Annotated in this window: 28 protein-coding genes and 1 pseudogene; 4 read left to right on the top strand and 25 right to left on the bottom strand. The window is 58.5% G+C overall.

Going from position 1 to position 24,069, the window contains the following annotated elements; genetic code table 11:
- Positions 1-102: 102 nt before the first annotated feature.
- The 5 genes and pseudogenes from OP10G_RS06085 to OP10G_RS06070 form a co-directional block, all read right to left on the bottom strand.
- Positions 103-618 (bottom strand): hypothetical protein, encoded by a 516-nt coding sequence (locus OP10G_RS06085; protein WP_025226774.1) that lies wholly within the window; start codon positions 616-618, stop codon positions 103-105.
- On the bottom strand, positions 615-1,937 hold the full coding sequence (locus OP10G_RS06080; RefSeq protein ID WP_025226775.1) for an HD domain-containing protein: 1,323 nt from the start codon (positions 1,935-1,937) through the stop codon (positions 615-617). Before OP10G_RS06080 ends, OP10G_RS06085 begins: the two co-directional genes overlap by 4 nt.
- A 202-nt stretch (positions 1,938-2,139) precedes the next feature.
- A pseudogene (locus OP10G_RS27810) lies at positions 2,140-2,271 on the bottom strand (dienelactone hydrolase family protein); the annotation flags it as partial.
- A 23-nt stretch (positions 2,272-2,294) separates the two neighbouring features.
- Positions 2,295-3,092: an exodeoxyribonuclease III gene (locus tag OP10G_RS06075; protein WP_025226776.1), complete on the bottom strand. Its 798-nt coding sequence runs from the start codon at positions 3,090-3,092 to the stop codon at positions 2,295-2,297.
- Between the two features lie 70 nt (positions 3,093-3,162).
- Positions 3,163-4,239 carry a Gfo/Idh/MocA family protein gene (locus OP10G_RS06070; RefSeq protein ID WP_025226777.1) on the bottom strand — a complete coding sequence of 359 codons (1,077 nt, stop codon included), beginning with the start codon at positions 4,237-4,239 and terminating at the stop codon, positions 3,163-3,165.
- A gap of 151 nt (positions 4,240-4,390) precedes the next feature.
- Here OP10G_RS06070 and OP10G_RS06065 point away from each other — a divergent pair, with 151 nt between their 5' ends.
- Complete coding sequence (locus OP10G_RS06065; RefSeq protein WP_025226778.1) at positions 4,391-5,251, top strand: hypothetical protein; 861 nt, start codon at positions 4,391-4,393, stop codon at positions 5,249-5,251.
- A 231-nt stretch (positions 5,252-5,482) separates the two neighbouring features.
- Here the strand turns inward: OP10G_RS06065 and OP10G_RS06060 are convergent, their stop codons facing one another.
- The 3 genes from OP10G_RS06060 to OP10G_RS06050 form a co-directional block, all read right to left on the bottom strand.
- Positions 5,483-6,085, bottom strand: a complete 603-nt coding sequence (locus OP10G_RS06060) for an NADPH-dependent F420 reductase (RefSeq protein ID WP_025226779.1) — start codon at positions 6,083-6,085, stop codon at positions 5,483-5,485.
- A gap of 95 nt (positions 6,086-6,180) precedes the next feature.
- Positions 6,181-6,933, bottom strand: coding sequence for an SDR family NAD(P)-dependent oxidoreductase (locus tag OP10G_RS06055; protein WP_025226780.1), 753 nt, complete (start codon positions 6,931-6,933; stop codon positions 6,181-6,183).
- An 85-nt stretch (positions 6,934-7,018) separates the two neighbouring features.
- Entirely contained in the window at positions 7,019-7,753 is a 735-nt protein-coding gene (locus tag OP10G_RS06050) for an SDR family NAD(P)-dependent oxidoreductase (RefSeq protein WP_025226781.1), read from the bottom strand.
- Positions 7,754-7,861: 108 nt separating this feature from the next.
- Between OP10G_RS06050 and OP10G_RS06045 the strand changes: the two genes are divergently transcribed.
- Positions 7,862-8,431 (top strand): TetR/AcrR family transcriptional regulator, encoded by a 570-nt coding sequence (locus OP10G_RS06045; RefSeq protein WP_025226782.1) that lies wholly within the window; start codon positions 7,862-7,864, stop codon positions 8,429-8,431.
- Positions 8,432-8,597: 166 nt separating this feature from the next.
- Here the strand turns inward: OP10G_RS06045 and OP10G_RS06040 are convergent, their stop codons facing one another.
- Positions 8,598-9,011 (bottom strand): hypothetical protein, encoded by a 414-nt coding sequence (locus OP10G_RS06040; RefSeq protein WP_025226783.1) that lies wholly within the window; start codon positions 9,009-9,011, stop codon positions 8,598-8,600.
- Between the two features lie 18 nt (positions 9,012-9,029).
- The gene (locus OP10G_RS06035; protein WP_025226784.1) at positions 9,030-9,593 is read right to left on the bottom strand and encodes a TetR/AcrR family transcriptional regulator; all 564 of its coding nucleotides are present in this window, start codon (positions 9,591-9,593) and stop codon (positions 9,030-9,032) included.
- 89 nt (positions 9,594-9,682) lie between these two features.
- On the opposite strand from OP10G_RS06035, the gene OP10G_RS06030 reads away from it, so the two are divergent.
- Positions 9,683-10,402 carry an SDR family NAD(P)-dependent oxidoreductase gene (locus OP10G_RS06030; protein ID WP_025226785.1) on the top strand — a complete coding sequence of 240 codons (720 nt, stop codon included), beginning with the start codon at positions 9,683-9,685 and terminating at the stop codon, positions 10,400-10,402.
- A gap of 193 nt (positions 10,403-10,595) precedes the next feature.
- Here the strand turns inward: OP10G_RS06030 and OP10G_RS06025 are convergent, their stop codons facing one another.
- The 7 genes from OP10G_RS06025 to OP10G_RS24135 all read right to left on the bottom strand — a co-directional run bounded on the left by OP10G_RS06025 (position 10,596) and on the right by OP10G_RS24135 (position 16,546).
- A complete protein-coding gene (locus OP10G_RS06025) occupies positions 10,596-11,456 on the bottom strand; it encodes an alpha/beta fold hydrolase (RefSeq protein ID WP_025226786.1) in 861 nt (286 codons plus the stop codon).
- On the bottom strand, positions 11,453-11,950 hold the full coding sequence (locus OP10G_RS06020) for an SRPBCC family protein (protein WP_025226787.1): 498 nt from the start codon (positions 11,948-11,950) through the stop codon (positions 11,453-11,455). The genes OP10G_RS06025 and OP10G_RS06020 overlap by 4 nt, the downstream gene beginning before the upstream one ends.
- A 110-nt stretch (positions 11,951-12,060) precedes the next feature.
- On the bottom strand, positions 12,061-12,615 hold the full coding sequence (locus OP10G_RS06015) for a DinB family protein (RefSeq protein WP_025226788.1): 555 nt from the start codon (positions 12,613-12,615) through the stop codon (positions 12,061-12,063).
- Entirely contained in the window at positions 12,605-12,958 is a 354-nt protein-coding gene (locus OP10G_RS06010; RefSeq protein WP_025226789.1) for an ArsR/SmtB family transcription factor, read from the bottom strand. Before OP10G_RS06010 ends, OP10G_RS06015 begins: the two co-directional genes overlap by 11 nt.
- A gap of 65 nt (positions 12,959-13,023) precedes the next feature.
- Entirely contained in the window at positions 13,024-13,740 is a 717-nt protein-coding gene (locus tag OP10G_RS06005) for an SGNH/GDSL hydrolase family protein (RefSeq protein WP_025226790.1), read from the bottom strand.
- A 59-nt stretch (positions 13,741-13,799) separates the two neighbouring features.
- Positions 13,800-14,663, bottom strand: coding sequence for a hypothetical protein (locus OP10G_RS06000; protein ID WP_038472668.1), 864 nt, complete (start codon positions 14,661-14,663; stop codon positions 13,800-13,802).
- 104 nt (positions 14,664-14,767) lie between these two features.
- Complete coding sequence (locus OP10G_RS24135) at positions 14,768-16,546, bottom strand: serine hydrolase domain-containing protein (RefSeq protein ID WP_227625070.1); 1,779 nt, start codon at positions 16,544-16,546, stop codon at positions 14,768-14,770.
- A 15-nt stretch (positions 16,547-16,561) separates the two neighbouring features.
- On the opposite strand from OP10G_RS24135, the gene OP10G_RS24130 reads away from it, so the two are divergent.
- Positions 16,562-17,431: an AraC family transcriptional regulator gene (locus OP10G_RS24130; protein ID WP_158409152.1), complete on the top strand. Its 870-nt coding sequence runs from the start codon at positions 16,562-16,564 to the stop codon at positions 17,429-17,431.
- 126 nt (positions 17,432-17,557) lie between these two features.
- Here the strand turns inward: OP10G_RS24130 and OP10G_RS05985 are convergent, their stop codons facing one another.
- The 8 genes from OP10G_RS05985 to OP10G_RS05950 form a co-directional block, all read right to left on the bottom strand.
- Positions 17,558-18,166 carry a hypothetical protein gene (locus OP10G_RS05985; RefSeq protein WP_025226794.1) on the bottom strand — a complete coding sequence of 203 codons (609 nt, stop codon included), beginning with the start codon at positions 18,164-18,166 and terminating at the stop codon, positions 17,558-17,560.
- 152 nt (positions 18,167-18,318) lie between these two features.
- Positions 18,319-19,116, bottom strand: coding sequence for a tRNA (N6-threonylcarbamoyladenosine(37)-N6)-methyltransferase TrmO (tsaA, locus tag OP10G_RS24125; RefSeq protein ID WP_025226795.1), 798 nt, complete (start codon positions 19,114-19,116; stop codon positions 18,319-18,321).
- Between the two features lie 2 nt (positions 19,117-19,118).
- Positions 19,119-20,081: a family 43 glycosylhydrolase gene (locus tag OP10G_RS05975; RefSeq protein WP_025226796.1), complete on the bottom strand. Its 963-nt coding sequence runs from the start codon at positions 20,079-20,081 to the stop codon at positions 19,119-19,121.
- Positions 20,082-20,120: 39 nt separating this feature from the next.
- On the bottom strand, positions 20,121-20,609 hold the full coding sequence (locus OP10G_RS05970) for a P-loop nucleotide/nucleoside kinase family protein (protein ID WP_025226797.1): 489 nt from the start codon (positions 20,607-20,609) through the stop codon (positions 20,121-20,123).
- A gap of 42 nt (positions 20,610-20,651) precedes the next feature.
- Positions 20,652-21,380, bottom strand: a complete 729-nt coding sequence (locus OP10G_RS05965) for a hypothetical protein (protein WP_025226798.1) — start codon at positions 21,378-21,380, stop codon at positions 20,652-20,654.
- Entirely contained in the window at positions 21,377-22,015 is a 639-nt protein-coding gene (locus OP10G_RS05960) for a hypothetical protein (protein WP_144241020.1), read from the bottom strand. The genes OP10G_RS05965 and OP10G_RS05960 overlap by 4 nt, the downstream gene beginning before the upstream one ends.
- 235 nt (positions 22,016-22,250) lie before the next feature.
- Positions 22,251-23,672 carry a response regulator gene (locus OP10G_RS24120; protein WP_025226800.1) on the bottom strand — a complete coding sequence of 474 codons (1,422 nt, stop codon included), beginning with the start codon at positions 23,670-23,672 and terminating at the stop codon, positions 22,251-22,253.
- Positions 23,669-24,058, bottom strand: coding sequence for a response regulator (locus OP10G_RS05950; RefSeq protein WP_025226801.1), 390 nt, complete (start codon positions 24,056-24,058; stop codon positions 23,669-23,671). Before OP10G_RS05950 ends, OP10G_RS24120 begins: the two co-directional genes overlap by 4 nt.
- Between the last annotated feature and the right edge of the window lie 11 nt (positions 24,059-24,069).

Below are 24,069 nucleotides of genomic sequence, written 5' to 3'. Positions count from 1 at the left end.
GCGCTTACGAAGACTTTAACGGCCAGCACGAACAGGGCAACCGCCTCTGTTCTAGGCTGTGCCGTCAAAAATGCGTGACCTCATGCATATTTGTCACCTGCCTTAACAGGCAATGAATTCAATCGCTTCTTCGGCGGCTTTTCGGGCGACCAGTACCGAAATGTGAGGCTTAAGCTCAACAAGTCGCTGAGCGACGATCGTCGCATCGCAGATGTCTTCGCGAACCACGATCCATGCAGATGTCACAACTGCCTCCAAGCCGCTTACATCGCGATCCTTGGCAAAATTGGCCGCTTTCTTGATCAATTCCGCCGCGTTTTTGGGCGGCGATGCCTGCGTCACAACGAACCTCGCTCCGGCACCTGGCTTCAACCGAGGGCCATACCCACCGACTCGCTCCTCGACCAAGCCGTCATAGCTTCTGAGTTGCTCAAGTTCTGCATCGATATCGAAAGAGTACGGACCATGCTTGTACAGAACGAAGTCAAAAGGAGTTTCTTCCAACAGATTGACCAAAGCAAGAGTTTTGATAACGTGGGTTTTGCCCGCCCAACTTCCGGCAGCGCGGAGATCCTTGACGGCTTCGAGGATGTACCAATGTCGGGTGAAGTCGATCATTTTTTCCTAGTTCTGGGCTTTGGCGTTGAAAGGACGTTTTTAAACTTGGCTTTGATGCTTTCTTCGGCTTGGTCCTTAATGGCTGACTCGGCGAAGACGAACCCGATCTCGATAGAAGGGACGTGGGCGATGACACTTGAGAACTCCTCGGCCCGCTGAAGGTCTCCACTTTCAAGAACCACCCAAAAAGTGTTTGCCTCGGACTTGGGGCCATACTGCGACCGTTCAATCCGGCTATCCCCAAACTGTCCGCATAAAAATGCGTAAATGTCCTCTAATATTGTTGGCTTTTTCTTCTTGTGGGGAGCCGCCAGTGAGTAAACGGTTCGGAAGTGTTGCCGTCCCATCGCCCGTTGGGCTAGGACATGGTGAGGGTGATTGAGGTCAGCCATCGCGGCTCGCATCGCCGCAAGCACTTCATCGTCCGTATTCAAGATCGCCCTTTCCCAAGCCACGTCGAATTTACCTTCGGCCAACCAGGCCTGTAGGAAGCGCTGAAGGTGTAGGTCGTAGATTCGACGCACCTCATGCATGTAGACTTGAGTATACATAAAATAACGAGCCAATAGCAAGGCCTCCGCCGCGTGGATCGCCCCGTCGTCCAATCCAATCGCGACCTCGTCGGTATCTGGAGCTACGATCGGCCGCAAACCCGCCACCAATCGATCGGGATCGAATCGTCCGTAGGCCACTCCTGCGTGCCACGAGTCACGCAGCAGATAGTCGATGCGATCTGCTCCAAATGTGTTCCCCGTGATGATCTCATTTAGCAGAGCCTTCCAAGGACTAAGTTTAAAGTCCGGTTCCGCCTTTGCCCGGTCCTTTGGCGACCACGCGATGTCAATGACATCCTCTGGCTTGATGGGCGATGTGGCGTTCCCGAGGATATCCTTGATCTCGGACTTACGAATGATCTCGGCGGTCAAGCGTTCATGGTCCCAACCGGCGGGAAGCAGTTCGGCTTCAGCGGCGTGCGAGAACGGGAGGTGGCCTAGATCATGGAGTAGCGCCGCTGCCCGCAAGACCCGCCTCCAGTACCCCTTATCATTCTGAAGTTCGTCAGCGATACGCCCCCTTACGTTGTCGGGTACTTGCCCGTCGAACAGCCGGTCGAAGATCCGTGAGGCGATTTCCATCACGCCCAGACAGTGTTCGAACCGCCGATGGGTTGCTCCCGGATAGAGTTGATAGGTTAAGGCAAGTTGATGGATTGAACGGAGTCGCTGGTACGGTCGGCTATCGATGAGGTCCCGCTCTACATTGTCAAATGTGACAAACCCGTGGATCCCGTCGCGCACCTCGTGCCGTGGCTTACGCATTTGTGCCCTCTCCGAAGCGCAACGCTCTCATACTCTGTCGACACAATCTACTTGATATCAGGTCGTCTTGGGCATGCCGTCTTTCTCCTTGACGTTGAGATCCGAAGTTTGAAAAGCTAGGACGGCCAGCCGCTCTCGTCCTGGCATGCCCGACTAGGGTTCGAACTTTTCCGAGTCACTTCGTTTCAGTGCCGAATCATATCTAGTAGCTGCGGTTGGGGATCGAGGGGTCGATTAGTTTGCGAGCACATTCGCTGGGGCAGACCGGGAGTCCCGCGGGATTCAAGAGGCCCACTTGAACGAGCACACTCGCTTGATCCCGGTAGATGTGCTCGAGCGCATCCAGACTCGCTTAATTCAAAGGTCCAAGGTCAGGCTGATCGGGCAGTGATCGGACCCCATCACGCTCGCGTGAATTTCGGCGGCAGTGACTTTGTCTCGCAGTCCGGATGAGACGAGGAAATAGTCGATCCGCCACCCTACGTTGCGCGCTCGCGCGCCGCCCATCTGGCTCCACCATGTGTAGTGACCGTTGCCTTGCGTAAAGATGCGGAAGGTGTCGATGTAGCCGGCGTCGAGAAAGGCCTGAAAGCCGGCCCTCTCTTCCAGTGTAAAACCTTTCTTCCCCATATTCGGCTTGGGATTGGCAAGGTCAAGCTCGGTGTGGGCGACGTTCAAGTCGCCACAGAAGACAACCGGCTTTGACTTTTCCAGGAGCTGGCAGTATTCGAGAAATGCGGGGTCCCAGTGGTCCCGGCGTAAGGGGATGCGGCTCAGGTCGTCTTTGGCGTTTGGCGTGTAAACCGTGACGAGAAAGAACTTCTCGAATTCCGCCATCAACACGCGACCCTCGGCATTCGGGTCGCCGTAACCGTCCGTACTCATGTCGTACTTCGCGAGAATTTCGGCCGGCAAGCCTCTCTGAACCGTTAGAGGCTTGGTCTTGGTGAGAATGCCGGTTCCGGAATACCCCTTCTTATCGGCCGAGTTCCAATACTCCTCGTAATCGGGCAGATCGACGACCGCCTCGTGGGGCTGCGCTTTGGTCTCTTGAAGGCAAAGGACATCCGGTTTTTCCGTGGCGACGAAAGGGCCGAACATGTCCTTCCGCAACACCGCCCGAATACCGTTGACGTTCCAAGAGAACAGCTTCACGGCCTAATCATAGATGATGTTTTGTCCACCACCTTCCTGCGAACGACTACATATGCGACTGGCCCCGTGCTTAATTCCCGCCGGTTGCCCACGGTTGCCGTACGCTTGTCGCTTCCGATCCTGTCTCTGCCGCTTGGTTCATGAGAAGGGACAGGTAATGATCCTGGCTGGCCTCGGCGAGGGAGTAGAAGTCGGGTCCTCCGTGGGCATGCTCGCCCATTTTCCACATGCATTCCGCGATCGCGATCTCGTCATCCATTAGCCTCGCGAATGGGAAGGGATTCCGGTATAGCCATTCGCTGCCGCCAAGCACTCCTTGGAGGAAGTGTCCGTCGAGGTTGCCGGTTTGTCCCGCGTCAACCCTTCGGAGCGCGTATTCGATCGGCGTCCGGAAGTCTTCCAGATACCGGACTTGGTCGCCGTTAATTTCCCCCCGCAGGCCCCGCACCAACATGCGATGGGACCGAATGTAGGAGTGATACATGGATCCGACGAAATCAAATACCGCTTGCTTATCTCCAAAATCGAGGTACGCGACGAGCTGCGATTGACGGTCAAGCCGTTCCTCCGTCGGGGGGCGGCCGTTTCGGTCGGGGCCCCCGACGACCACCTCGGGGAATGTTCGTGCGACGATCTTGGCCGGCTCATATCCGATACTGAGAAGGCGACGGATGAGGCTGATGCCGTGGTACCCATGGCAGACCGACACCTGGGCCTGAAAGACTTCGCCGAGTTTTCCGTCACGAACGAGCTTGATTCTGGCCGCGTGCAAGGGCTGAAAGCAGTACTGCTCGGCCACCTGAATCCTCGCCCCACGTTTGACCAGCTCATTGAGTTCAATCATTTGGGGGACATCCGAGGCGGGCGGGGTCTCCGAGAGGACAGGAATGCCGCGATCCGCCAGAGCCTTGACTACGACCGGGTTGCTCTCCCAGGAAACGGAAGTGATCGCGAAGTCCGGCCGGTCGGCCGCGATCTGATCGATCGAGTCATAAATCCGAATCGGCCAGGTTTTCCGCAGTTCGGCTGCGCGTTCGGGCCGCCGCGCCAGCACTCCCGTTACTTCGAACTTGTCCGGGAGTTCCCGGGCGATCCGGAGAAAGAACTCGGAACGCCACCCAGCACCGACGATCGCAAAACGAAACATGCCAGCCCGAGTTTGTCCGATCTTGACGAGGCGCCCACCCTCGGCCCGCGCCCATACGGGAAATCCGACGAAACTGGGCCGACCGACTTCACGTGGCCCCTCAAAGGCAGAGTGCGTCCCCCCAGCTTCCGATTAGCGTATCTTTAAGGCCATGAGGTTGGATGGACGGATTCACCCGGAAATTCTTCGGCTGGCCGACCAATTTGCCCAGCAATACACCTGGCCGGGGACGTCGAGCCTGGTGCCTGAGCATGCGAAAGCGATAAAGGCGTACCAGTCGCTTTGGATGAAGCAGTACGGCAAGGGCTGCTTTGCCTGGTTCGTCTTCTATAGTGTCGCGTTTGTCGGCTCCATAGCCGTGAAACCGATGCTCGGAAATCCCTCTGTAAACTTTGCCGTACTCAGTGTCCTCGTTCTTGGCTTTCTCCACGCCTACCTGGGCTACCAAACGAGCCGCAAGCGGCTTTCCGCAGACGAGCTGGCCGCACTGCTTCCCGTATTGGATCTCTCTCCGGTACAGCGCGCCTACAGCGAGGCCGCCCTCGTGCTTTACCGCCTGAACCTACCCGAGGAAACCGGCGACGACGTGTGGAAGCAGCTCAACCGGCTGATCGATGAAGAGACGCGACTACGATCGGTGCGGGACCGCGGATCGGTAGGACTTTCGACGCCCGCCCAAGTCTCCTCCGAGATGGAAGAGATTAGGAAGCGACTCGATCAAACCAATGACTCGATGACCCGTGAAGCCTTGGAGCGAAGCTTCGAATTATGCCAGGGGCGGTTACAGGCAGTTCGAGACCTATCGCTCGTCGTCGAGCGCGTCGACGCGCAGCTGGAGATGCTGGCGCAGTCGATGCGCGGCATGCGAGACAGTCTCCAGCGCCTCAGCACGGCTCCCTCCGATACCAACTGGGAATTGGATCTCCAACCTCTTCGCGACACGGTCGAACACGCAAGCTTCCATAGTCAAGCCCTTGAAGCGGCGGTGAACGAAGTTCAAACATTGGGTTAGTGGTTTGAAAAGTGTATAGGACGGCAAGCCACATCCTCTTGAACCTGGATACCTCGCAGCCGAGGCTAGGTTTCGAATATCCTTGGCTTTTCCCGGCCTCTAGCCGGTGGACTTATGCGAGGGAAGAGGGCCGACAACGGTGGATCGCGTCGACCTTCTTGTGAGCACCTGTCTCCACACCGCGTTGACTTGAGGACGCAGCTCACGGGACCGCGGGCCAGGTCGCGGTCGCTACTGCTCCTTCTTGTACAAGTCCTGGAAGATGAGCCGGCCCCAAATGTCGTCGTGCGCGTGCACCAGCGCGCCACCCTCGTCGAACTTACCAAGCTCGACGGGGGCGAACCCGAGTCGTTTGGCCAAATCCGCCACGGGCGCGACCGCATCCTCCTCGTCGCTAGACAAAAAGACCACCCGGTGGCCGCCGGAGACGGCCGGGTCGGCAGATAGGGTGGCGGCGATTAGATGATTGAAACCTTTCACGACGTTGGCGCCCACGAACGACTTCGCAACGAAGGCGGAGGACGGGAGCCCGTCCAACTTCTCGAGAGGCACGCCGTAGGCGTTGGTCACATCGACGATAGTCTTTCCTTGCCAGGTGGGGAGTGCCTTCGCCACGTCCTGGTGCGACTCGAAACGGACTGCCAAAAAGATGATGTCCGCCTTGACCGCTTCCGCCAGTGTTTTGGGGACGATCCCGGGTCCGATCGCGGCCGCATCGGATGCAAAGCTTTCCGGGTCGCGTGTGGTTGCAACCGATACTTCGATGCCTTTGCGCGTAAACGCCGTGGCCAGCGCCTTGCCGATATTGCCGAAGCCGATAATTGAGTATTTCATGATATTTCTCTGAGATTTGATTCGAAGCAGGTTTGATGAGCGTGGCCCTACGATTGGCGGCGCTGGTGGCCAGCCCCGGGACCACCGCGCCGGGGTCAGACCTGCGCCATGCCCCCGTCGACGGCGAGGTCTATGCCAGTGATGTAAGAGCTTTCATCCGACGCGAGGAACGCGACTGCCGCCGCGATTTCCTCCGGCATGCCTCTGCGCCCCATTGGGATCTGCGTGGTGAACTGTTCGGCTGCCTGCTGGGCTTGTTCAGCGGTGAGGCCGGTCGTTGTCGTGAGGGCCGGGGTATCGATTGCTCCGGGACTCATGCAATTCACGCGGATCTTTCGATCCTTCAGTTCGAAAGTCCAAGCGCGTGCGAAGTTGCGAACGGCCGCCTTACTCGCGGCGTAGGCACTAAACCCTGGCAGCCCGAGTACGTTCGAGACCGACGAGTTTAGAATGATCGAACCGCCGTCCTTGAACAAGGGAAGGGCCTTTTGCACGGTAAAGAAGAGCCCTTTCACGTTCACGTCAAAGGTCTGGTCGAAATGAGCCTCGGTGGCCATTGCAAGCGGGGAGATTGTTCCCGCTCCCGCGTTCGCGAAGAGAACGTCGATGTGACCATGTTTCTCTTTCACGACGGCATAAAGCCGGTCCAGATCTTCCAAGCGCGAAACGTCGCCCACGACCGTCGTAACGTTTTTCTTGATGACGGCGGCGGCTTCCTCCAGTTCTTTCTCTCGTCTCCCGGTGATCACCACGTGCGCACCTTCTTCAATGAAGCGCTTGGCGGTGGCCAAGCCAATCCCGCTGCTTCCGCCCGTGATCACGGCAATCTTGCCTTCTAGGTTTTTCATAGTCTTTGTCTCTTCTTGTGTACTTTTGGGGCGCTATCCCGCGAATGGCGGGGGCTGGCAGCCCCGCGATGGGACCTTGCCCGGGTTAGATTTGTGCGAGGCCGCCGTCGACGGCGATCTCGCTGCCGGTCATGAAGCTGCTGTCCGAGGACGCGAGAAAGGCGGCCGCCGCTCCGATCTCCGCCGGATCGCCCATGCGCTGGAGCGCCGTCATCGAGCCGTAAATCTTTAGGCCCTCGTCGCCCAATGCTTCCTTTGCGAGTTCGGTCGCCGTTGCCCCGGGCGACAGCACGTTAACCCGGATGCCGGTGCCCTTCAAGTCCTCCGCCCAGGTCCGGGCGAGGTTGCGCACGGCCGCCTTGCTGGCGCTGTAGGCGGTGAACGCCGGGGCTCCGGTGGCGCCGGCGCTTGATCCGGTCAGGATGATGGAACCGCCTTTGCCCATTAGAGGCAGCGCCTTCTGGACCGTGAAGATTGTTCCCTTTACATTGACATCGAAGGTTTCATCGATGTGCTCGGCGGTGATCTCCCCGAGCCGAAGCTGGCTTCCCACTCCGGCATTGGCGAAGACGACGTCGAGGGTTCCGCGCTCGGCCTTTACGGCCGCGTAGAGTCGGTCGAGATCGGCCTCATCCGAGACAGAGCCCTTTACGGCTCTGGCATTGGGGCCGAGTTCTGCCACGGCAGCGTCGAGCGCTTCCTGCCGGCGGCCGAAAATGAATACGAACGCGCCCTCCTCGATAAAACGCTTTGCGGAGGCGAGGCCGATGCCCGTAGCGCCACCGGTGATTACGGCGGTCTTGCCGTTGAGTCTCTTCATGCTTGTGCTCATATTTGTGTTCCCTGGAACTTCGGGTACTCTTCTGGATCACTGATCCATATACGGATTCAGTATAAACGGATCAGTGATCCGTTTGTCAAGAGGTTTATGAGAGCCGACGCCAAAAAGAATTACAACCACATACTTCCGGCCGCGCATGAGGTCGTCATCGAGCACGGGGTCGACTCATCGATGCGAGAAATCGCCCGTCGGGCAAATGTTGGATTGGCCACACTGCTTCGTCATTTCCCGACCCGAGACGCCCTGTTCGATGCGTTGCTGCGGGTGAAAGCGGATGCCCTGACGCAGCAGGCGACCGAATTCGAAACGTCGAGCTCACCAGACGAAGCGCTCGTGTCCTGGATTCGCGAGGCGGTGGCGTTCACCCGTACGTATAGCGGTATTTGCGACTTGTTGGCGAACGCCCACGCGGACCCGGACTCAGCGCTTCACGCTTCGAGCACGGCGCTGCACTCTGCGGGCGCCCGGCTCTTGCTCCGTGCTCAGTCCGAGGGAACGGCGCGCGCCGATATGGATGGGGAGGATCTGTTCGCCCTGATGTCCGGGCTCGCTTGGGTCGTCGCCCAACCCGCATTCGCATCACGGGAGGACCGCCTCCTTCACCTTGTTACGAGCGCTATCCTGACGAATGGGACATCGGACAGGCCAAACTCGTAACTAGCCGGCAGAATCCCGCTCCCTGCCTTGAACCGTCGCTAACGTCAAAAGCAGGCCAAAAATATTTTGAAAAGCGTCTAGGACGGACAGCGGCTTAGCTTGTCTTCTACGGAGCAACCTTCGAACATTGCCGTCCCGAAACCACTACCCCTTCGAGATTCGCGCGTCACTCCGTGGGTGGCCATGCGATTTCGAAAAGGTGGTCTCCGCCGGCGAATGTGCAACGGTATGAAGTAGGCCGAGGGAGGGAGAAGCCGATGCGGCGATGGTCCACGATGACGGTGTCGATTTCGCCGCCGAATCGGAGTTTGACGCTCACTTGCTTCGGAGTACGGATCGCAAGCGCGTACCCTTCCGGACCGGTGTCGACGTTCGGATAGCTGGGGAAGTGGTCGTGCTCCAACTTCACCGTGACCCGCCCGTACCGGGTATTGAGGCGATGCGTCTCGTACGGTCCTTCGTCGTAGTAGCCTTTACCTTGCGTGATCAGGATGCATTTTCTTCCGCGTAGATACTCGACGCATAAAACGGGCTCATTGGCTCGCGTGTGAGCGAATGCAAGAGTCGCTAGAAACAGCACGACACATTCTATCTGCGACTAGCGAGCCTCGGCGACCATTCCCGCCACGAGTAAATCGACCATCTTCAGGGCGCTGTCCCGCCATTCGGGCCCAGTGCTGGCGGTGGAAATTCCCACCAGCGCTCGAAGCAGATCGGTTGGATCGATTCCCGGTTTGATCTCCCTCGCCTCTTCGGCGCTCTTCACCAATCGGGAAATGGTTTCGCCTGCCAGGTTCCGCACGGCGGAATAGACGTCTGGCTTCTGATCGAAAAAGGCGTTCAAGGACTCCTTCATCGCCCGCTTCGTAGCCAACAGCTCGACAAACATGCGGAGCCAAGCGCGAAGCGCCTCGACCGGCGACAGGGTCGCTTCGAACTCCTTAGCGGCCTCCACTAGGCGCTGATGCTCGGCGAGGTACACCGCCTCGGCCAGGGCTTCGCGGTTGGGAAAGTGCCGGTAGAGGGTTCCAACCCCGAGTCCGGATCGACTGGCGATCTCGTCGAAGGTGACGGCGTCCCCCATCTCAGCGAAGCTCTCGCGGGCGATCTCGAGCAATCGTTCCCGGTTTCGGATGGCGTCGGCACGCGGCTTTTTTTGCATTCTGTCTTGTCACGAGACGAAACGGAGGATGGCTCCGTTTATAATAGATGTAAGTGGAGCGTGCCTCCATTTTACAAGGGGTCAACTCTATGGATATTCAAAATCGCGTTTTTATCGTCACCGGCGCATCCTCGGGGATCGGGCTGTCCACCGCCGAAGCGATCACCCGAAAGGGCGGAAAGGTTGCCCTGCTGGCCAGATCCTACGATCTACTCACCGAACTCTCGGCTCGTCTGCCCGATAGTCTGCCCCTTGCGGTGGACATGACGAATTTTGAAGCCGTTCGGACTGCGGTCGAGCAGGTTCACCGCCACTATGGCCGGATCGATGGCCTCATCAACAACGCCGGACGAAGCTATACCGCCACCATCGAAGAGATCGCGCCGGAGCTATTCGACGAGATCTTTCACCTGAACGTACTCGGTCCCATCGTGGCGATGCAAAGCGTCATCCCTATCATGCGCTCGCAGGGCGGCAGCATCGTTAACATTAACTCCGGCACCGCCTTTATGACCATCCCGAGCTACGGCGTTTACTCATCCTCCAAGCGCGCGCTTCTCGGCTTTACTCAAACGGCGCGCCTAGAGCTCGAGGGTGACGGAATCGCGGTGGGCGAGGTGTATCCGTACATCACCGCGACGAACTTCGGCAAGAACCGGATGGGCAGCTCCCCGACCGCCCCGGCGTCCGACTATTCCGCGGGAGATACTCCGGAATTCGTAGCGAACCTGATCGTGCAAGCGGTCGAAGAAGGCGGCGCCCAATACTTCGCAAACGACCACATACGCACCCTCGCAGGCGTGAAGTGATGCCGTCTTCGAGCCCTCCTCCACGGCCTTGAGTCCAAGACCCTCCCAGGCTCCGACTAGAGTCCAAACTCGGCGGAACCTGGATGGGCCGTTTCGCTCCCCGAAGGAGTTGGAGAGGGAGACGCTGAGAGCGTCGACCGGGCCGGTCGAGTTGACTGAGGTACGCCTTTCTCGACGCCAAGCCGTAGCAAGGCTACGGCTTGGCGTCGAGAAAGTTGTTCACCATTGGGACGATGATGGGCATGCGCTGCATCAGGGTTACGTGGGTGGTGTCGGGCAAGATGGCCAAGCGCGATGTGGAGCGCGGCCCCATGTCCCCGTGGGTCCCGCCACCTTTGAGGCGAAACATCTCCGCGATGTGCTCGAGGCGCACGCCGTCGGCATCGCCATGGATGAAAAACATCGGCGCCGTGGTGGCCTTAAGCTTGTCGGCTCCGAAGTCGTACGGTTTCGAAGCGGCGTCGGCGATTCGCCGGACGAAGTTCGGGAAGTAGTCCGGAGTCGGACTCAGCTTCTTGTACTCGGCCTCGATGGGCGAGCCTTTGAAAACGTCCGCCGTAAGTTGCGAGATTGCCTCGTGGGCTCCCGCGACCATGCCGTCACTGCGGAACGTGGATGAAATGATGACAGCCCTTCGCACTTTGTCCGGATGGCGGATCGCACACTGCAGCGCGATGCCTCCGCCCAGGCTGTAGCCGATAAGATCCGCTCGGGGGATCTTGAGATAATTGAGCAGTCCGGCCACGTCGTCCGCCAGATTTTCGTAGGTGATATCTCGTGGGATATCGGCCGTCCGGCCGTGCCCCTGCATTTCGACGGCAATGACTTTCCGAGTTTTGGAAAGGTCGCCGATCCACCCGGTCCAGTTGTTGGTGATGGTCATGAGCGCGCCGTGCAGCAACACCACCGGTTCGCCTTTTCCATGGATTTCGTAATACATCTTGAGCCCGTTGACCGGTGCGTAGCCCGTCGTTGGCTTCTGCTGCGCCGACGCGGCCGTCATAAGGAGCGTCAACAGAAGGAGAGCGATCCATCGATGGATTGGATGCGTCATTTTGCCTCCGTGCCTGATCTCAGGCTGGCAAGAAGCTCGTCGAGTTGGCCGAGCATCTCGGGCATCGCGCCGGTCGATCCGGTGTCGACGGCTTCCGGCGAGGGGTAGAGGTCGTGTACCGTCAATAGGGTCTTGCCGTCGATTTCTTCGAAGGTCACGGTGGTAACGGTTTGGCCGCCGTCGCCCTCGTCGTTGGTCCAAACGAGGCGTGAGGGCGGGGTCACTTCGAGGTAGGTGCCGAAGAACTCCATGGTCGAGCCTTCGTGGAGAAACGTCAAACGATACTGCCCTCCGACCCGAACGTCCATTTCGCAGGAGACCAGGTTCAGCCCATACGATTTGGGCACCCACCACCGCCTGAACAGTTCCGCCTTGGTCCACGCCTCGAATACGAGGCGCGCCGGCGCGTCGACGGTGTGGGTGACCACGAGTTCGAGCTCGGACTTCCGCTCCACCTTTGTGGGCGTGGCTTCCATTTCTTTATCTACTTTCATTTGTTTTTCCTTTTCTGGGCGACGCCGTCCAACTTGTCAAACCGTGCCGCTTTGTCCGGGTTGATCGTAACGGGCCTCCAGCAACTGTCGCGAAGTCTCGAGACCATGGCTCAGTGCCTCGGTGCGGGCCAGGCTGGAGAGCCGAAGCCGTAGAGGCGGTTCGGGTGGGGGGCATCATACGGTTCGCCTCCATCGAGGCCGAGCTCGAAATGAAGCATCGTCATCTGGCCGCTCTTGCTGACGATGTGCTGCGCCATGTGGAACAAGTAGCCTCGAACGGATCGGGAATAGCCGTCCGGGCTGTATCTGAGCTCGTTCATTAAAGGCGCCTCAATGGTCTGGATGAGCTCCCGCCAAGCCTCCTTCTCACTTTCGAGTAAATCCAGCATCTGGGCGCGGTCCTGAGGAGGATCTGGGATGGCCACCTGTCGCGCCGGGTCGAGCACCGTTATCTCCTGCCGATCGCTCCGCAGCCAAAGCCATGCGTGCTCGCATATCTCCCGGGCAGTAGGCGTGCGCTCGGAGAAGCTCCAGTTCCACCTTTCCTCGGGAATCTCTCGAGCCCGGCGAAGGATTCCGCCCGTGAATCCGCAAATAAATTGCTCGAACGCCGCGATCTCGCTCGATGGGTATTCCGTGGCCGTGACGTTCTTATTACCTTTCATCTGCGCTCTCCTTCCGTTTCAATTCCTCAACGACGATGTCCAACTCGTTGAAGCGCGCAGCCCAGAGTTGGCGATAGCTCTCGATCCATGCCGCCTCCTCTGCTAGTCCGCGCAATCCGAGCCGGCAGGTCCGCACGCGTCCAACCTTCTCCGTGCTGACGAGCCCCGCCTTCTCCAAGACGCTTACATGCTTCTTCATGCCGGTAAGGGTCATCTGAAACCTCTCGGCCAGGGCGGTGATCGAAGCGTCCGCCCGTCCCAGTTGCTCCAGAACGCCCCGCCGCGTCGCATCCGAGAGCGCGCCGAACGAGGCATCGAAGCCAGCTTGCCTATACTGAACCATATGGTTCAGTATAGCGCAGTTATTGCCGAGATGGTGAGGTCTCTTCCAAGGGGCCGACTTCGTCCTTATCGACGTCCACTGTGTGCCTTGCCCGTCTCCTGATTCGGAAACCACTCTAATATGTCGGCGGCCACAAGTTCGTGGCCTCGCCGATTGGGGTGATTGATCTGAGCCATTAGGAAAGGCAGCGGGGTTCCGCGCTCTAATTCCCGTTGGAATAAGGCGAAGCTATCGACGAGGCCGACTCCTTCCGATTGGGCCAGCCGGCGAATCGCGACGGCTTGTTTCGTCAAGGGATCGGTGGGGTCGTCCATTTTCGCGCTGAGATCCGCGGTGGGGGTCAGAAGGATCACCTTGACGTTCCTAAGCTTTGCCTGGCCGATCATGGATTGCCAGGCGTCCCGCACCGCCGCAGGATCGAGGCCCCGGTCGTTCAGCCCGTAGTCGATCGTCACGACATCGGGGTGTCGAGAGAGGACGTCTTTGGCAAATCGCTTTTCGCCTTGGATCGAGTTCTCACCTCCGATCGCGGTGACGGTCACGTTGATAACGGCGTGCGGAAACCGATGAGCCAAGCCTTCGCGCAGGAGGTTCGGATATGCGTCGAGAGACCGCACCTCCGGCGTCTTGGCATACCCGGCGGGCACGCTGTGGCCATGGCAGACGATCTCGATCGTCCGATTTCGCGGCCACTCCTTCGTCATCTCAGCGACGATGTCGGCAAGGTAGTTCTTAGGCGAGGCTTGGGCCACGAACGCGACAAGCACGAGAGGAAGGACCATGCGATTTAGGCTACTTCAAAGGGTCGACCCGCCGAATCGACCCTCTCGCCAGCCGCTAGTTAGAACATCGCCCACATATTGTTATCGTGCTGTCCGGTCCAGTTGTCCACGATAACGTCCGAGCCGAAAGGCGGTCTTCCTCCTCCGGCGACCGTGAGAACCATATTCGGACTGGACCAGGGACGGTAGGCGCACCAATAACCAGGTCCGTCGCAGTAGCACTTTTGCCAGAGCGCTTCGACGCACATCATCGGATACGGTTTGAGGGGCTGTTTATCCCCGGCATAGCCGAGGAACATGTTCGTAGCCAAATTGCAGAAGGAAAACCCATTCGACCACTCCACCCGTTGGAACAAGTAGATTGGATCGGTTTTCTGGGGGTCGCCCGGTCCGATCGTGAACCGATTGTCTCGAAGCACGATCGCTCCGACCGAAGCCGTGACCTCCACCTTGGGCACAACCGGAGGCTGAGGAATCGATTCGTACGGCACCACGTTCCACTGCCCCGACTTAAAGATGCCGGTGGCGAGTTCGTCCGCGTCGCCCAGAATGCTGTGCGTGAGCAGGTGGGTGCCGAGGTTGAAGTTTCCGCCATCGAGGGCCACATACAGGGTATTTGGCGCGACGGTCCCCTCGACCGCAATGGTGGGAAAACCAGGCGCCGGATTGATGATCCAGTGAGTGAACCGTCCACCCAATACGACCCTGGCGCCTTGGCGCACCTCGTTGACCCCCATTTTCAGCCCGCTAACAACATTACTGATCTCGGACGCTTGGCCGACCGTACCGATAAGCCAGCGCTGAGATGCATCCGACAGGCTAAGCCATTCCGCTACGACTTCACCGTTAAACGACCCGATGACAATATCTGGAACAAATTTATTGCGAATGACAAAAGGATCGGAAGGCTTGTTTGGTTCCATTAGATCCATTATGTTCAGAGAAACATATTCTTACTCACGCGGCTCTAACTCGTCTCGGCAGGTGGTTGAAACACCCGGTGTTCGCCAGGCGGTATTCGATCGGCTTACTCGGTGGTAAGGTCGTAGTCCGCAAGGAGGTGGTCCTTCGTAAGGTAGACCATCGCGAACTTCCTGCCTGTGGCACTCGCGAACCTGAAATATCTGATCCAGGCGATTTTTGCGCCGTTTCTCTCGATGCCTCGTTCGGCGACGTCTTGCTCGGCGATGAATTGAAGACCACAGAATCGGGCGAAATTCAGATCCGGTCGAGAAACCGATCTAGCCTTGGCCGGCAGGATGCCGAGCATTTTCTTGACCGCTGCCGGTCCTTTCCCGAACGCCGAGAAGTCGGCTTCGATCTCCCTACTTAGCGCCGGATTTGTATCTCGGCTCGGCACAAGGTCCGCGACGAGAGGGCCGACTTTTGGAATCGGATGTACCCAGCCGCCGTCGAATCTCACCTTCAGGCCAACCACTTGGCCTTTCGAATCCCTAGTGGGAGTCAGTTGAACCCCGTCATCCGGCTGCCAATACGAACCATCCGAAAGCGGCAAGTAGTCATTAAGCCCCGCGTCGGGCATATGGCCCACCAACCGACCTTTTTCTGCGGCCACCGTGAGCAGGTAGCCGCCACCCCAATACTCATATCGACCGGTAAGCATTCGGAGTTCGTTTGGGCCTATCTTCGGCGCGGCGAGAAGCTTCACGGGAGGCGCGTACCGAAGCCCTGGAACGTACAATCGAGCAATGGCCGTGGCCATCCGTTCGGTATCGGCAACTCCGCTCTGATTCGCAAGGACGATGACGGTGAGTTTGTCGTGCACGAATCGCGCTATGTTTCCCAAGAACCCGTTCATCGCGCCGTTGTGACGAACGACTCGGTGCCCGCGAATCGACGATAGGAACCACCCAAATCCGTAGCCAGTCGCCTTGCCGTCGTTAAGAGTCATAGGCGCCCACATTGCGGCAAGACTCGATTTTTGAAGGACGTTACCGTGCGTAAGGAACATGTCCCACTTTGCGAGGTCGAGGACGGTCGAATAAAGAGAGGCAGAACCTCGGAATTGCGTCGGACTGATTTGAATACAGTTTCGAAGTCTGCCGTCTACGAATAAATACCCTTGCGCCCGTGACCTAACAATGGTCAGTGGGTCGTTTACGTCGGTCGAGTGCATACCTGCGGGACGAAGGAGGCGCTCCGAAACGAACGTTCGATAGCTGACGCCACTAACCCGCTCGATAACCATTGCGAGCAAGTCATAACCGAGGTTGCTGTATGAAAACCGCTCCCCCGGCTTCGAAATCAGCGGAAGTTTCTTGGCCGATTCGAGAATCTCATCCTCGGTGAAATCCGAAAAGAAGGTCTTTTCCGTAGTGGTAATGCCGTTCCCCTCGAGACCCGCCGTATGCGTTAGGAGATGGCGAATTCGGATATCAGCCCAAGCGGCGGGCACATTCGGGAGGTACTTGGAAAGCCTGTCGTCAAGACCGAGTTTGCGGTTCTGGACCAGAAGCATGACGGCCGCGGCGGTGAACTGCTTCGTGATGGAACCAATTTGGTAGACGGTATTTGGAGTAGCAGTCGCTCCGAGCTCCAGGTTCGCATATCCGTAGCCTGCCGATTTGATCACCTTCCCGTCCCGAATGACCGCAAGCGAAACCCCCGGAATTTTGTCCCTCAACATCCGAGCCCGTACAAAGTCGTCGACGGCGTCGGCCTGGCAAATCGAGGAAAGCGCAGGGACGGCGATTACGAGAGCCAGAAAGGTCCTGGAAAACGGCTTGAGGGGGTTCATAAGATAAGGCTGCGCGAGAAGCGTCACATCGCGCTTTCGATGACGCACCTGTATGATATGCATATGAGTGACCTCTCGTCGATGTATAGGCATGTCAAAAAACTATCTGCAATCAACATGCGCCTCGCCCCGAGGGCGAACTTCGGCGAAGCTCAGTACGATCCCCGAGGAACGTGCGGCCCACGCATCCAAGCCACTTATCAACTAGTCGTCGTCACCTCCGGATCAGCGGTAGCAACCGTTGAAAACGAGGAGTTCGAGATTCCAGTAGGAAGTTGTGCTCTAATGTTCCCGGGGCAGACGGAGCATGTCAGGTTCGCCACAGATCGTCCAACACGGCATACGTGGGTGGCGATCTATCCGGACGTTCCGAAATTCGGCCTTGCCGATCGACTTCAACGAGCTCCTCGAACCGCCGTTGCATCCAGTCGTCTTCTCGCCGTCATCGACCTCGGGCTTCAAACGCTCAACGTAGGCGAGATGGAGTATTGGTTGGAGGCGTTGGCGATCAGTGCGTTCGAAGCGTTCCTCGCCGATGCAAACGCCCCTACTTTCGTGGGGACATGGGAATCGTTGGAAAAGGCTCTTCATTATCTCGAAGCAAACCTCTCCGAGCCCCAAACGCTCGGGGATCTAGCCGAAGTGGCCCAGATGTCGGCCCAGCATCTAACGCGCCTCTTTCGCCAGCACTTTTCGGAAACGCCGATTCGATACCTTTGGCGAAAACGGACCGAGCGCGGAGTGCGACTCTTGCTCAACACCGGACTTTCTATCACCGAAATTTCCTCTCGCGTCGGGTTCCAGTCTCCCTATCATTTTTCCCGGCTCGTTCGACAAAGCTACGGGGCGAGTCCCCGAGAGCTGCGAGCCGCTACTTGGCAAGCGGCTCCTCGAATCGAATCTTTGGCGGTAAAGGATGCCGATTCACCTTAAAGCGACCAAGTTTGAAAGAGAAGATAGAGCCTAGGCTTGCGTATCTTCCTACCATTGTATTCGGTTCGATTGGATCACGCCGGATGAGGCACAACAGGGCAAGCAGAACTGGAGCGTTGAGCACCCCTAGCGAAGCATCATGCCGTGCATCCGGACGTAGCCCCAATCGGGGTCCTTAGTGAGAAAATCGGCATCGACCTTGTTTACGAATCGGACCCAGTCGTAGGTGGCGCAGCATCCTTCGTTCGGTCCTCCCACGATCAAGCGAAGACGGAGGTGCGCCTGGCCCGGCGGCAAAAGTCTCCCTAGGTCGATCGACGAGATTCCCGGCGCGGTCAGCGTGTTGCTGCGAAGCGTGTTGATTGCTTTGCTTTTGGCATCCAGCACATCGATATCCAAGTGCGCATAACCCTGCACTTGGATAACGCGGGCCATCAGCATGGGAAACCTGGCGACGTCCACGTAAAGGTCTCGCGTCACGCCGCTCCACTGGTACCCATAGGGCCAATTTGCGGGAGCCCGGTCGAGACCCAGAAAGATCGTTCCCTTCGTCGGGGCCGCGGTGAACGCCTTGTTCTCCATGTCGAGCGCCCCCCACTGATCCCGGCTGTCCATCTCGTCGTGCCAACCGACGAAGACGATCCTATGTTTGCCATACATGCCTCCCGGCCAATGCTGTTCAGGAGTGACTTGCGTAAGTCCAAATGCCGAAGCAACCAAAGGAAACCAAATCATCTATCTATTGACGCGTGACTTGAAAACGAATTACACCAAGCACTCACCATTGTCAATCAAGACTGACCGATCCCAAACCGCTATGTAGATACTTGAAGGCGGACGGGCTTACCTCGCTTCTAATGTTCGAAAAGACCGCCCCAGAACTGGGCTCAAACGGACCAGTCGAGGTGGAGGAACGCCATGTGCGCCTCGCGATCCGTCGTCTTCTCACCCGTCGAAGCCGACAGAGTTTCGCGGGAAAAGCCGCTGGCGACCTCCTCCACGATTACTGAATCGCCTTCGATTCGATAGAACATTCGCCAAGGACCGCAGGCGATGCGGTACCGATTCTCGGAGAGCTGCAAGATGCGGCGCGTCCGGTGAGGCGCGGGATCGCGTTTTAGGAGGGCGAAGGCGCGCTCGGTGAAGTCGAGGTTCCAGACTTCTCGCAGCCAGCGCAACTGACGTTCCGCTAGAGGCTCCAATGTGACTAGGAAGGCGGGAGGAGTCGCCTCGCGCTCCTCAATCTCCTGAACCCACCCGAGGCGGCTATCCGGATGGCAGTCGACCGTGCGCAAGTAGGGCTTGATGTCCAGAATCGGAGTTCCATCCGTCAGGTCCAGCGCACCAACCTTGAGGATCCGGCCCTCGATGCCGAGCAACGAAACGCAGGTCAGACCAATAGGATTGGGACGATGCGGTGACCGAGTGGCAAACACTCCTCGGCGTTTAGCCGGACCCCGCGGCGGAAGCACCCGCGGGCGCCAGCTTCGGTTTCGATCGAACCACGAGATCAGCCAGATTTTGTCGAACCCGTCCAGGTCCTGGAGCGCGAGTTCGAACTGCCGCCCCGGCAGGAGCTCGATGAAATTGACTTCGTCCGAACCGACGTCCGGCTGGTGTGGTGCGTCGAACTTGAACCCTTTCGTTGCCCGCACGTACCCAATTGGCTGCAACGTAAGCTCCATGGTCACCCCTTTCCAATACCAACTAGAGGCGACAACTTCGGCGCATTGTCGGTCATTCGCACCGGTCGAATCCAGGTTCCGTACTCGTGATGAAGCGGTTCGATGGCGATCTGTCGCTGGCCTCGGTAAGGCCCGTTTCCCACGGCGTTGTTCCACCGGTGGTAGGCGATGAACCACTCGTCCGGCCCCGGTCCCCAGAAGATCGAGTGATGGCCCGGCCCCTTGTGGTGCTCGTCGCTGGTTAGGATCGCTCCCCGGTACCGCCAGGGGCCGACGGGCGTATTCGACGTCGCATAGTGGACCGAGTAGGAGGCATCCCGCCATCCGCCATGGCTATACGAAAGGTAATACACCCCGTTCCGGAAATGCATGAACGGCCCCTCGGTAAACTTCGGCGGCGTCTGCACTGGGATCTCCCGGCGGAGGTTGACCATGTCGTCCGTCATCTCGAACACCCGCAGCTTAGCCCCCGCGCTTCCCCCCGCATAAAGGTAGAAGCGGCCCGTCCGCGGATCTCCGAAAACCATCGGATCGATCGCCTCGAACCCCTTGCCGCCGGTCAGGAGCGGCTTCCCTGAGTCGACGAACGGACCATCCGGCCGGGGGCCGACCGCAACGCCGATGCGGGAAGGCGTCCGCCCCTGCGGGCCGACCGCGTAGTAGAAATAGAACTTCCCGTACCGTTCCGCCACCCCCGGCGCCCAGGCGTAATGCGTCGTCTCTCCATCGTCTTTAATCCACTTCACGTTCGCGAACCGGAGAATCGGCCCGTGTTGCGTCCACGTTCTCAGATCGCTTGACGAAAAGGCGAAGAACCCCGGCCCGTCCGCCGGACTCTGGGTGGGATAGATCCAGAACTGCCGTCCGATGCGCATCGCATGTGGGTCCGCCCCTACCAAGACCGGGTTGGTAGGCGCCCCTCCTTGGAACGAAAGCGACAGTAAGACCGCGGAAACGAGCAACATGCCGTCCGAGGTTACCAAACGTAATCGGAGAAGCCATTCTTACTCACGCGGCTCTAACTCGTCTCGGCTAGGTGGTTGAAACACCGCGTGCCACCGTTCGAGCTCGGCCTCGCTGATTGGGTAAGCCGCCTCTCCCGTTGCGCTATTTCGCGCCTTAACCCTCGTTTTGAGCACGTCCAGTGGCTCGTCGAGAAGAATCAGCTCCGACCGGGCGCCCACGCCGGCGGCTCTCGTCCGGAAATCTTCGCGCTCCTCGCGAGACCAGACCCCGAAGTCCAGAACGACGTTCATCCCCAATTGAAGAGCCCGCTCGGCGATCTGCCATTGAATCCGCTCTACCCGGTCATGGGCATCGTTCCATCGAACGATCGTGTCGGGTTCGCCGATACCCTCGCCGTAAAGTGGAATCATCCATTCGTCGGGCGTCAACCGCAAGGCGGGCGCGTCCTGCTCCAAACGCTTGGCCAACGTTGTCTTGCCCGAACCGGGAAGGCCGCACATGAGATAGAGCGTCGGCTTTCGGATCATCCGGAGATTGTATTCATCTTCAGCCGAAGCTTGTCCCTTGGGCTAACGAGTAGGTTGCCCTTTCGCCGAGTCTACGCGCCGCATTAGGTTTGCGATCGCCCGACGGGTTTTCTGCTCGGTAGGAGTGAGTCCTTTGTTCGCCGCCAGTCGTGTCGTTCTCTTTTCGATGTCGTCCATGGACTTGAGCGTCTTGTCCAGTCTCGACTTGATCGTTTCGCCCGCTACCGGCTGCTCAGCCAGGAAGGTACGGAACCTTTCTTCGAGGGCAGCGCCCATTGCGTTGGCGGATGCCGCCTTATCGGGCTCTTGAAGCATTGCCTCGACTTCCGTCTTGTGCAACGTCAGAAACTCGCCCAGCTCCTTCGTCAGTTGAGCCGAGCTCGCCTCAGCCTGACCTCGGAGATCATGCTCTACACGATTCTCGATCGAGGCTCGGTACTCGGGCAATCGGGCTAACGCGTAGTCGGGAGCCCCGCGGATCGTCTGCGGAACCTTTTCGCGAATGAAGGTGGCGAACTGGGGCTCCGCCTCGTCTAAACGCTGATTCACGAGGCTGGTCGTGATGAACGCCGCCGTCTTGGGTTCGAGATTTTCTCGGAAGCCACTCGTCAGGTACCACATATATCCGCCGAGGAACAATACGCTGCCGGCGACCATAAATCGGGTGCGGATAAGGTTCGTGCGGACTCTGGCTACTTCTTTAATGAGGAAGTTTTCGGCGAGCCCTTCGGAGGATTGGGGCGTTTCCGCAGTGGGAATGGTTTCGCTCATCGTTTCGTCTCCAACTGTTTCGATTTGTCCGCGGCCGACGCCTTGACGTCGCTCTTTTTCGGCTCGAATTCCTTTAGGTCTTCGCGCATCAGGTCGAGGACCAAGAGGCCCATGTGCCAGTCGGCGACCTCGCCCGGCGCGGGCGGCTTCTCGGTGGCCTCGATCTTTCGAAGTCCCTCCACGATTCTGCGCATGCGGTTTGTGTGTGGCAGCAGCAGCTCGTCCGCAACTCGCGACCCTCGCACGGTTGCCATATCCGAGAGACTCGTCATTAGAGCCTTTACTTGCTCCTCTTTTACGGAGGGGAACATTTCTCGGATCTTTGGTTCCTGGGCTCGAAGCGCCGCGCCGAACGTCTCGTCGAGAACTTTCTCGCCTCGCTCCGGGAGGCTCTTCTGGAGCTGATCCACCTCTTTCATCGATGCCTGCGTGAGTTCTGGAACGCGGGTGTTCAGATTCTCAAATTCCTTCTGAACGACCGGCTGCATCTCGCTCATCGTCCGACTCGCCACCTGCTGGAGGCGGGGGATAAAGTCTTTGTTGAGGCCGAGCTGAAGCTCTGAAACGTATCGGTCCTGGCTCGGTCCTTGCTGGGTGAGTCCTCGTACCGACGAGTTCAAAAGTGAGAGACACACACCAACGATGGCTAACGAAGCGACCGCCCCCCCGACGCGCCAATACGCAGTCTGATGACGCAATCGTGTTACGTCTTCAATATTAACTTTTATGTTTTCGGTTTCCAAAACTAGCTCCTTTGCGAGGCTCTGTGGTGTGACCTCGCTCGGAGGCCCCTCGGGGGCTAATTAGCAACTTTTCGCACAAAACCCTGCAAATATACGGGCAACAACCGGAGATCTGAGTTCAGAGCCGCTAAGTGCCGTTCGCGGCGAGCGGGATGTTCCCCTTGGGGATGGTGAAAAAGAAGGTGCTGCCAATCCCAGGCATGCTCTCAACCCCTATGTTCCCGCCGTGCGCTTCCGTGGCGAGCTTGCAGAACGTCAGTCCAAGGCCGGTGCTCATCTTCCGTCCGTTCTTGCGAGATTCAACCTGCCCGAACTTTTCGAAGATCCGCTCAAAGGCTTCGGCTGGAATCCCTTCTCCATGGTCGCGGATGGAAAACAAGAGTCCCGCTGAATCGTCGGTTTGCCGGATCGCAACCGTAATTTCCGCGTTCGAGGGCGTGAACTTGATGGCGTTCCCCAGCAAGTTGACCAATATTCGGCGCAGCTTGGACTCGTCGCCACGGAACGGACTTAGACCCGGCGACAATTCGGTCACCAGGCGCAACCCCTTACCCTGGAGCAGCGAAGCTACCTGTGCCGTGGCCTCCGCGATCAGGGCGTAAGGGTCGACCTCGCCGTATTCGAGCTGCATCGAGCCCGCCTCCATTTGGGAGACTTCGAGCAAGTCGTTGACCATCCCCAAGAGCGTTGCCCCGCCGTCGATGGCGATCTGCATCATCTCTCGCTGATCGTCGTTTAGATCTCCCACTCCATCCATCGACTGCATGCCGGCGATCAGCGAGGTGAGTGGTGTCCTCAGGTCATGTACGACCATGTGCGTGAGATCGTCCCGTAGGCGTTCGAGGTCTTGGAGCCGGGTCAGGTTTTGCTGCAACTGCTCCGTGAGGGACCTCTCGCGGTCGTGGGCGCGCTTGCGAGCCAGGCATGCTCCCATGCGCGCCCGTAGCAACGTAGGGTGGAACGGCTTGCAAAGATAATCTTCCGCGCCCATCTCGATGCAGCGGACGACGCTTTCTTCTTCGTCGAGGGCGCTGATCATGATCACCGGGATGTGACTCAATTCGGGATCCGCCTTCATCGACTCCAGCACCTGATAGCCGTCCATGAGCGGCATCATAATATCGAGCAGCACGAGGTCGAAAGCCCGCGATCGCAAGACTTCCATCGCTTCGATTCCGTTGGTAGCAACCTCGATCCGGTGCCCTTCGCGCTCGATACGCCTGCACAACACGTCCCGATTCACTTCGATATCGTCCACGACCAAGACCAAGGACGAATCTTCACGCGGCCGGGCAGCGCGAGGCGCCGCAGGCGCATGAGCCGTCGCAAGTGGCAATGGCGGCAATTCGGAAATGGTCGATCCTTCCAAGAGGCCGAGAAGCTGTCGTCCCGCGGATCGTATCCTGACCAGATCCGGAAGGTATGCCGGTTCCCCTTCCGCCTCGGCCTGCTCGACCAAAAGCTCGCTGTACCCGATGATCTGGTGAAGGGGGGTTCTCAGATCGTGCATTAAGGTCCTTGAGACCTCTCCTCGGTCGTTAAGTCTCACACCTCCCCCGAGGGGCTCGCACTCATCGTCAGCAGTGCTTCGATCTTTTCTAGCAGCCGAGGCAGCTCGACCGGTTTGGTATCGTAGTCGTCACACCCAGCCTCCATCGCCTTATCCCGGTCGCTCGACATCGCATGGGCGGTCAGAGCGATGACAGGAATCCGCTGGGTGAGCGGATTCGCTTTGAGCCGCCGCGTAACCTCCCAGCCATCGAGGATCGGCAAGCTCATGTCCATGAGGATGAGGTCCGGCTTCTCGGTGCCCACGAGGGCCAGACCGCTTTCGCCGTCGATGGCGATGCTCACCTCATAGCCCCGCCGCATAAGCCTTCGGGAAAGCATGTCGCGGTTCATTTCGTTGTCTTCGACCAAAAGTATTTTCGCCATCTCGTTCCCTT

It is taken from the genome of Fimbriimonas ginsengisoli Gsoil 348, from assembly GCF_000724625.1.
GTDB lineage: Bacteria > Armatimonadota > Fimbriimonadia > Fimbriimonadales > Fimbriimonadaceae > Fimbriimonas > Fimbriimonas ginsengisoli.
This window is presented reverse-complemented; position numbering and strand designations above follow the sequence as displayed.

Bases quoted from the DNA above. Each gene is read 5' to 3' on its own strand.
- OP10G_RS06025 (WP_025226786.1), bottom strand. From the start codon at position 11,456: ATGACGCATCCAATCCATCGATGGATCGCTCTCCTTCTGTTGACGCTC.
- OP10G_RS24130 (WP_158409152.1), top strand. From the start codon at position 16,562: ATGAGTGACCTCTCGTCGATGTATAGGCATGTCAAAAAACTATCTGCA.
- OP10G_RS05975 (WP_025226796.1), bottom strand. From the start codon at position 20,081: ATGTTGCTCGTTTCCGCGGTCTTACTGTCGCTTTCGTTCCAAGGAGGG.
- OP10G_RS06085 (WP_025226774.1), bottom strand. From the start codon at position 618: ATGATCGACTTCACCCGACATTGGTACATCCTCGAAGCCGTCAAGGAT.
- OP10G_RS05970 (WP_025226797.1), bottom strand. From the start codon at position 20,609: ATGATCCGAAAGCCGACGCTCTATCTCATGTGCGGCCTTCCCGGTTCG.
- OP10G_RS06020 (WP_025226787.1), bottom strand. From the start codon at position 11,950: ATGAAAGTAGATAAAGAAATGGAAGCCACGCCCACAAAGGTGGAGCGG.
- OP10G_RS05965 (WP_025226798.1), bottom strand. From the start codon at position 21,380: ATGAGCGAAACCATTCCCACTGCGGAAACGCCCCAATCCTCCGAAGGG.
- OP10G_RS06055 (WP_025226780.1), bottom strand. From the start codon at position 6,933: ATGAAAAACCTAGAAGGCAAGATTGCCGTGATCACGGGCGGAAGCAGC.
- OP10G_RS06015 (WP_025226788.1), bottom strand. From the start codon at position 12,615: ATGAAAGGTAATAAGAACGTCACGGCCACGGAATACCCATCGAGCGAG.
- OP10G_RS06080 (WP_025226775.1), bottom strand. From the start codon at position 1,937: ATGCGTAAGCCACGGCACGAGGTGCGCGACGGGATCCACGGGTTTGTC.
- OP10G_RS06000 (WP_038472668.1), bottom strand. From the start codon at position 14,663: ATGGAACCAAACAAGCCTTCCGATCCTTTTGTCATTCGCAATAAATTT.
- OP10G_RS06060 (WP_025226779.1), bottom strand. From the start codon at position 6,085: ATGAAATACTCAATTATCGGCTTCGGCAATATCGGCAAGGCGCTGGCC.
- OP10G_RS06045 (WP_025226782.1), top strand. From the start codon at position 7,862: ATGAGAGCCGACGCCAAAAAGAATTACAACCACATACTTCCGGCCGCG.
- tsaA (WP_025226795.1), bottom strand. From the start codon at position 19,116: ATGGAGCTTACGTTGCAGCCAATTGGGTACGTGCGGGCAACGAAAGGG.
- OP10G_RS06035 (WP_025226784.1), bottom strand. From the start codon at position 9,593: ATGCAAAAAAAGCCGCGTGCCGACGCCATCCGAAACCGGGAACGATTG.
- OP10G_RS06005 (WP_025226790.1), bottom strand. From the start codon at position 13,740: ATGGTCCTTCCTCTCGTGCTTGTCGCGTTCGTGGCCCAAGCCTCGCCT.
- OP10G_RS06050 (WP_025226781.1), bottom strand. From the start codon at position 7,753: ATGAAGAGACTCAACGGCAAGACCGCCGTAATCACCGGTGGCGCTACG.
- OP10G_RS06030 (WP_025226785.1), top strand. From the start codon at position 9,683: ATGGATATTCAAAATCGCGTTTTTATCGTCACCGGCGCATCCTCGGGG.
- OP10G_RS06070 (WP_025226777.1), bottom strand. From the start codon at position 4,239: ATGTTTCGTTTTGCGATCGTCGGTGCTGGGTGGCGTTCCGAGTTCTTT.
- OP10G_RS06010 (WP_025226789.1), bottom strand. From the start codon at position 12,958: ATGGTTCAGTATAGGCAAGCTGGCTTCGATGCCTCGTTCGGCGCGCTC.
- OP10G_RS05950 (WP_025226801.1), bottom strand. From the start codon at position 24,058: ATGGCGAAAATACTTTTGGTCGAAGACAACGAAATGAACCGCGACATG.
- OP10G_RS06065 (WP_025226778.1), top strand. From the start codon at position 4,391: ATGAGGTTGGATGGACGGATTCACCCGGAAATTCTTCGGCTGGCCGAC.
- OP10G_RS05985 (WP_025226794.1), bottom strand. From the start codon at position 18,166: ATGATTTGGTTTCCTTTGGTTGCTTCGGCATTTGGACTTACGCAAGTC.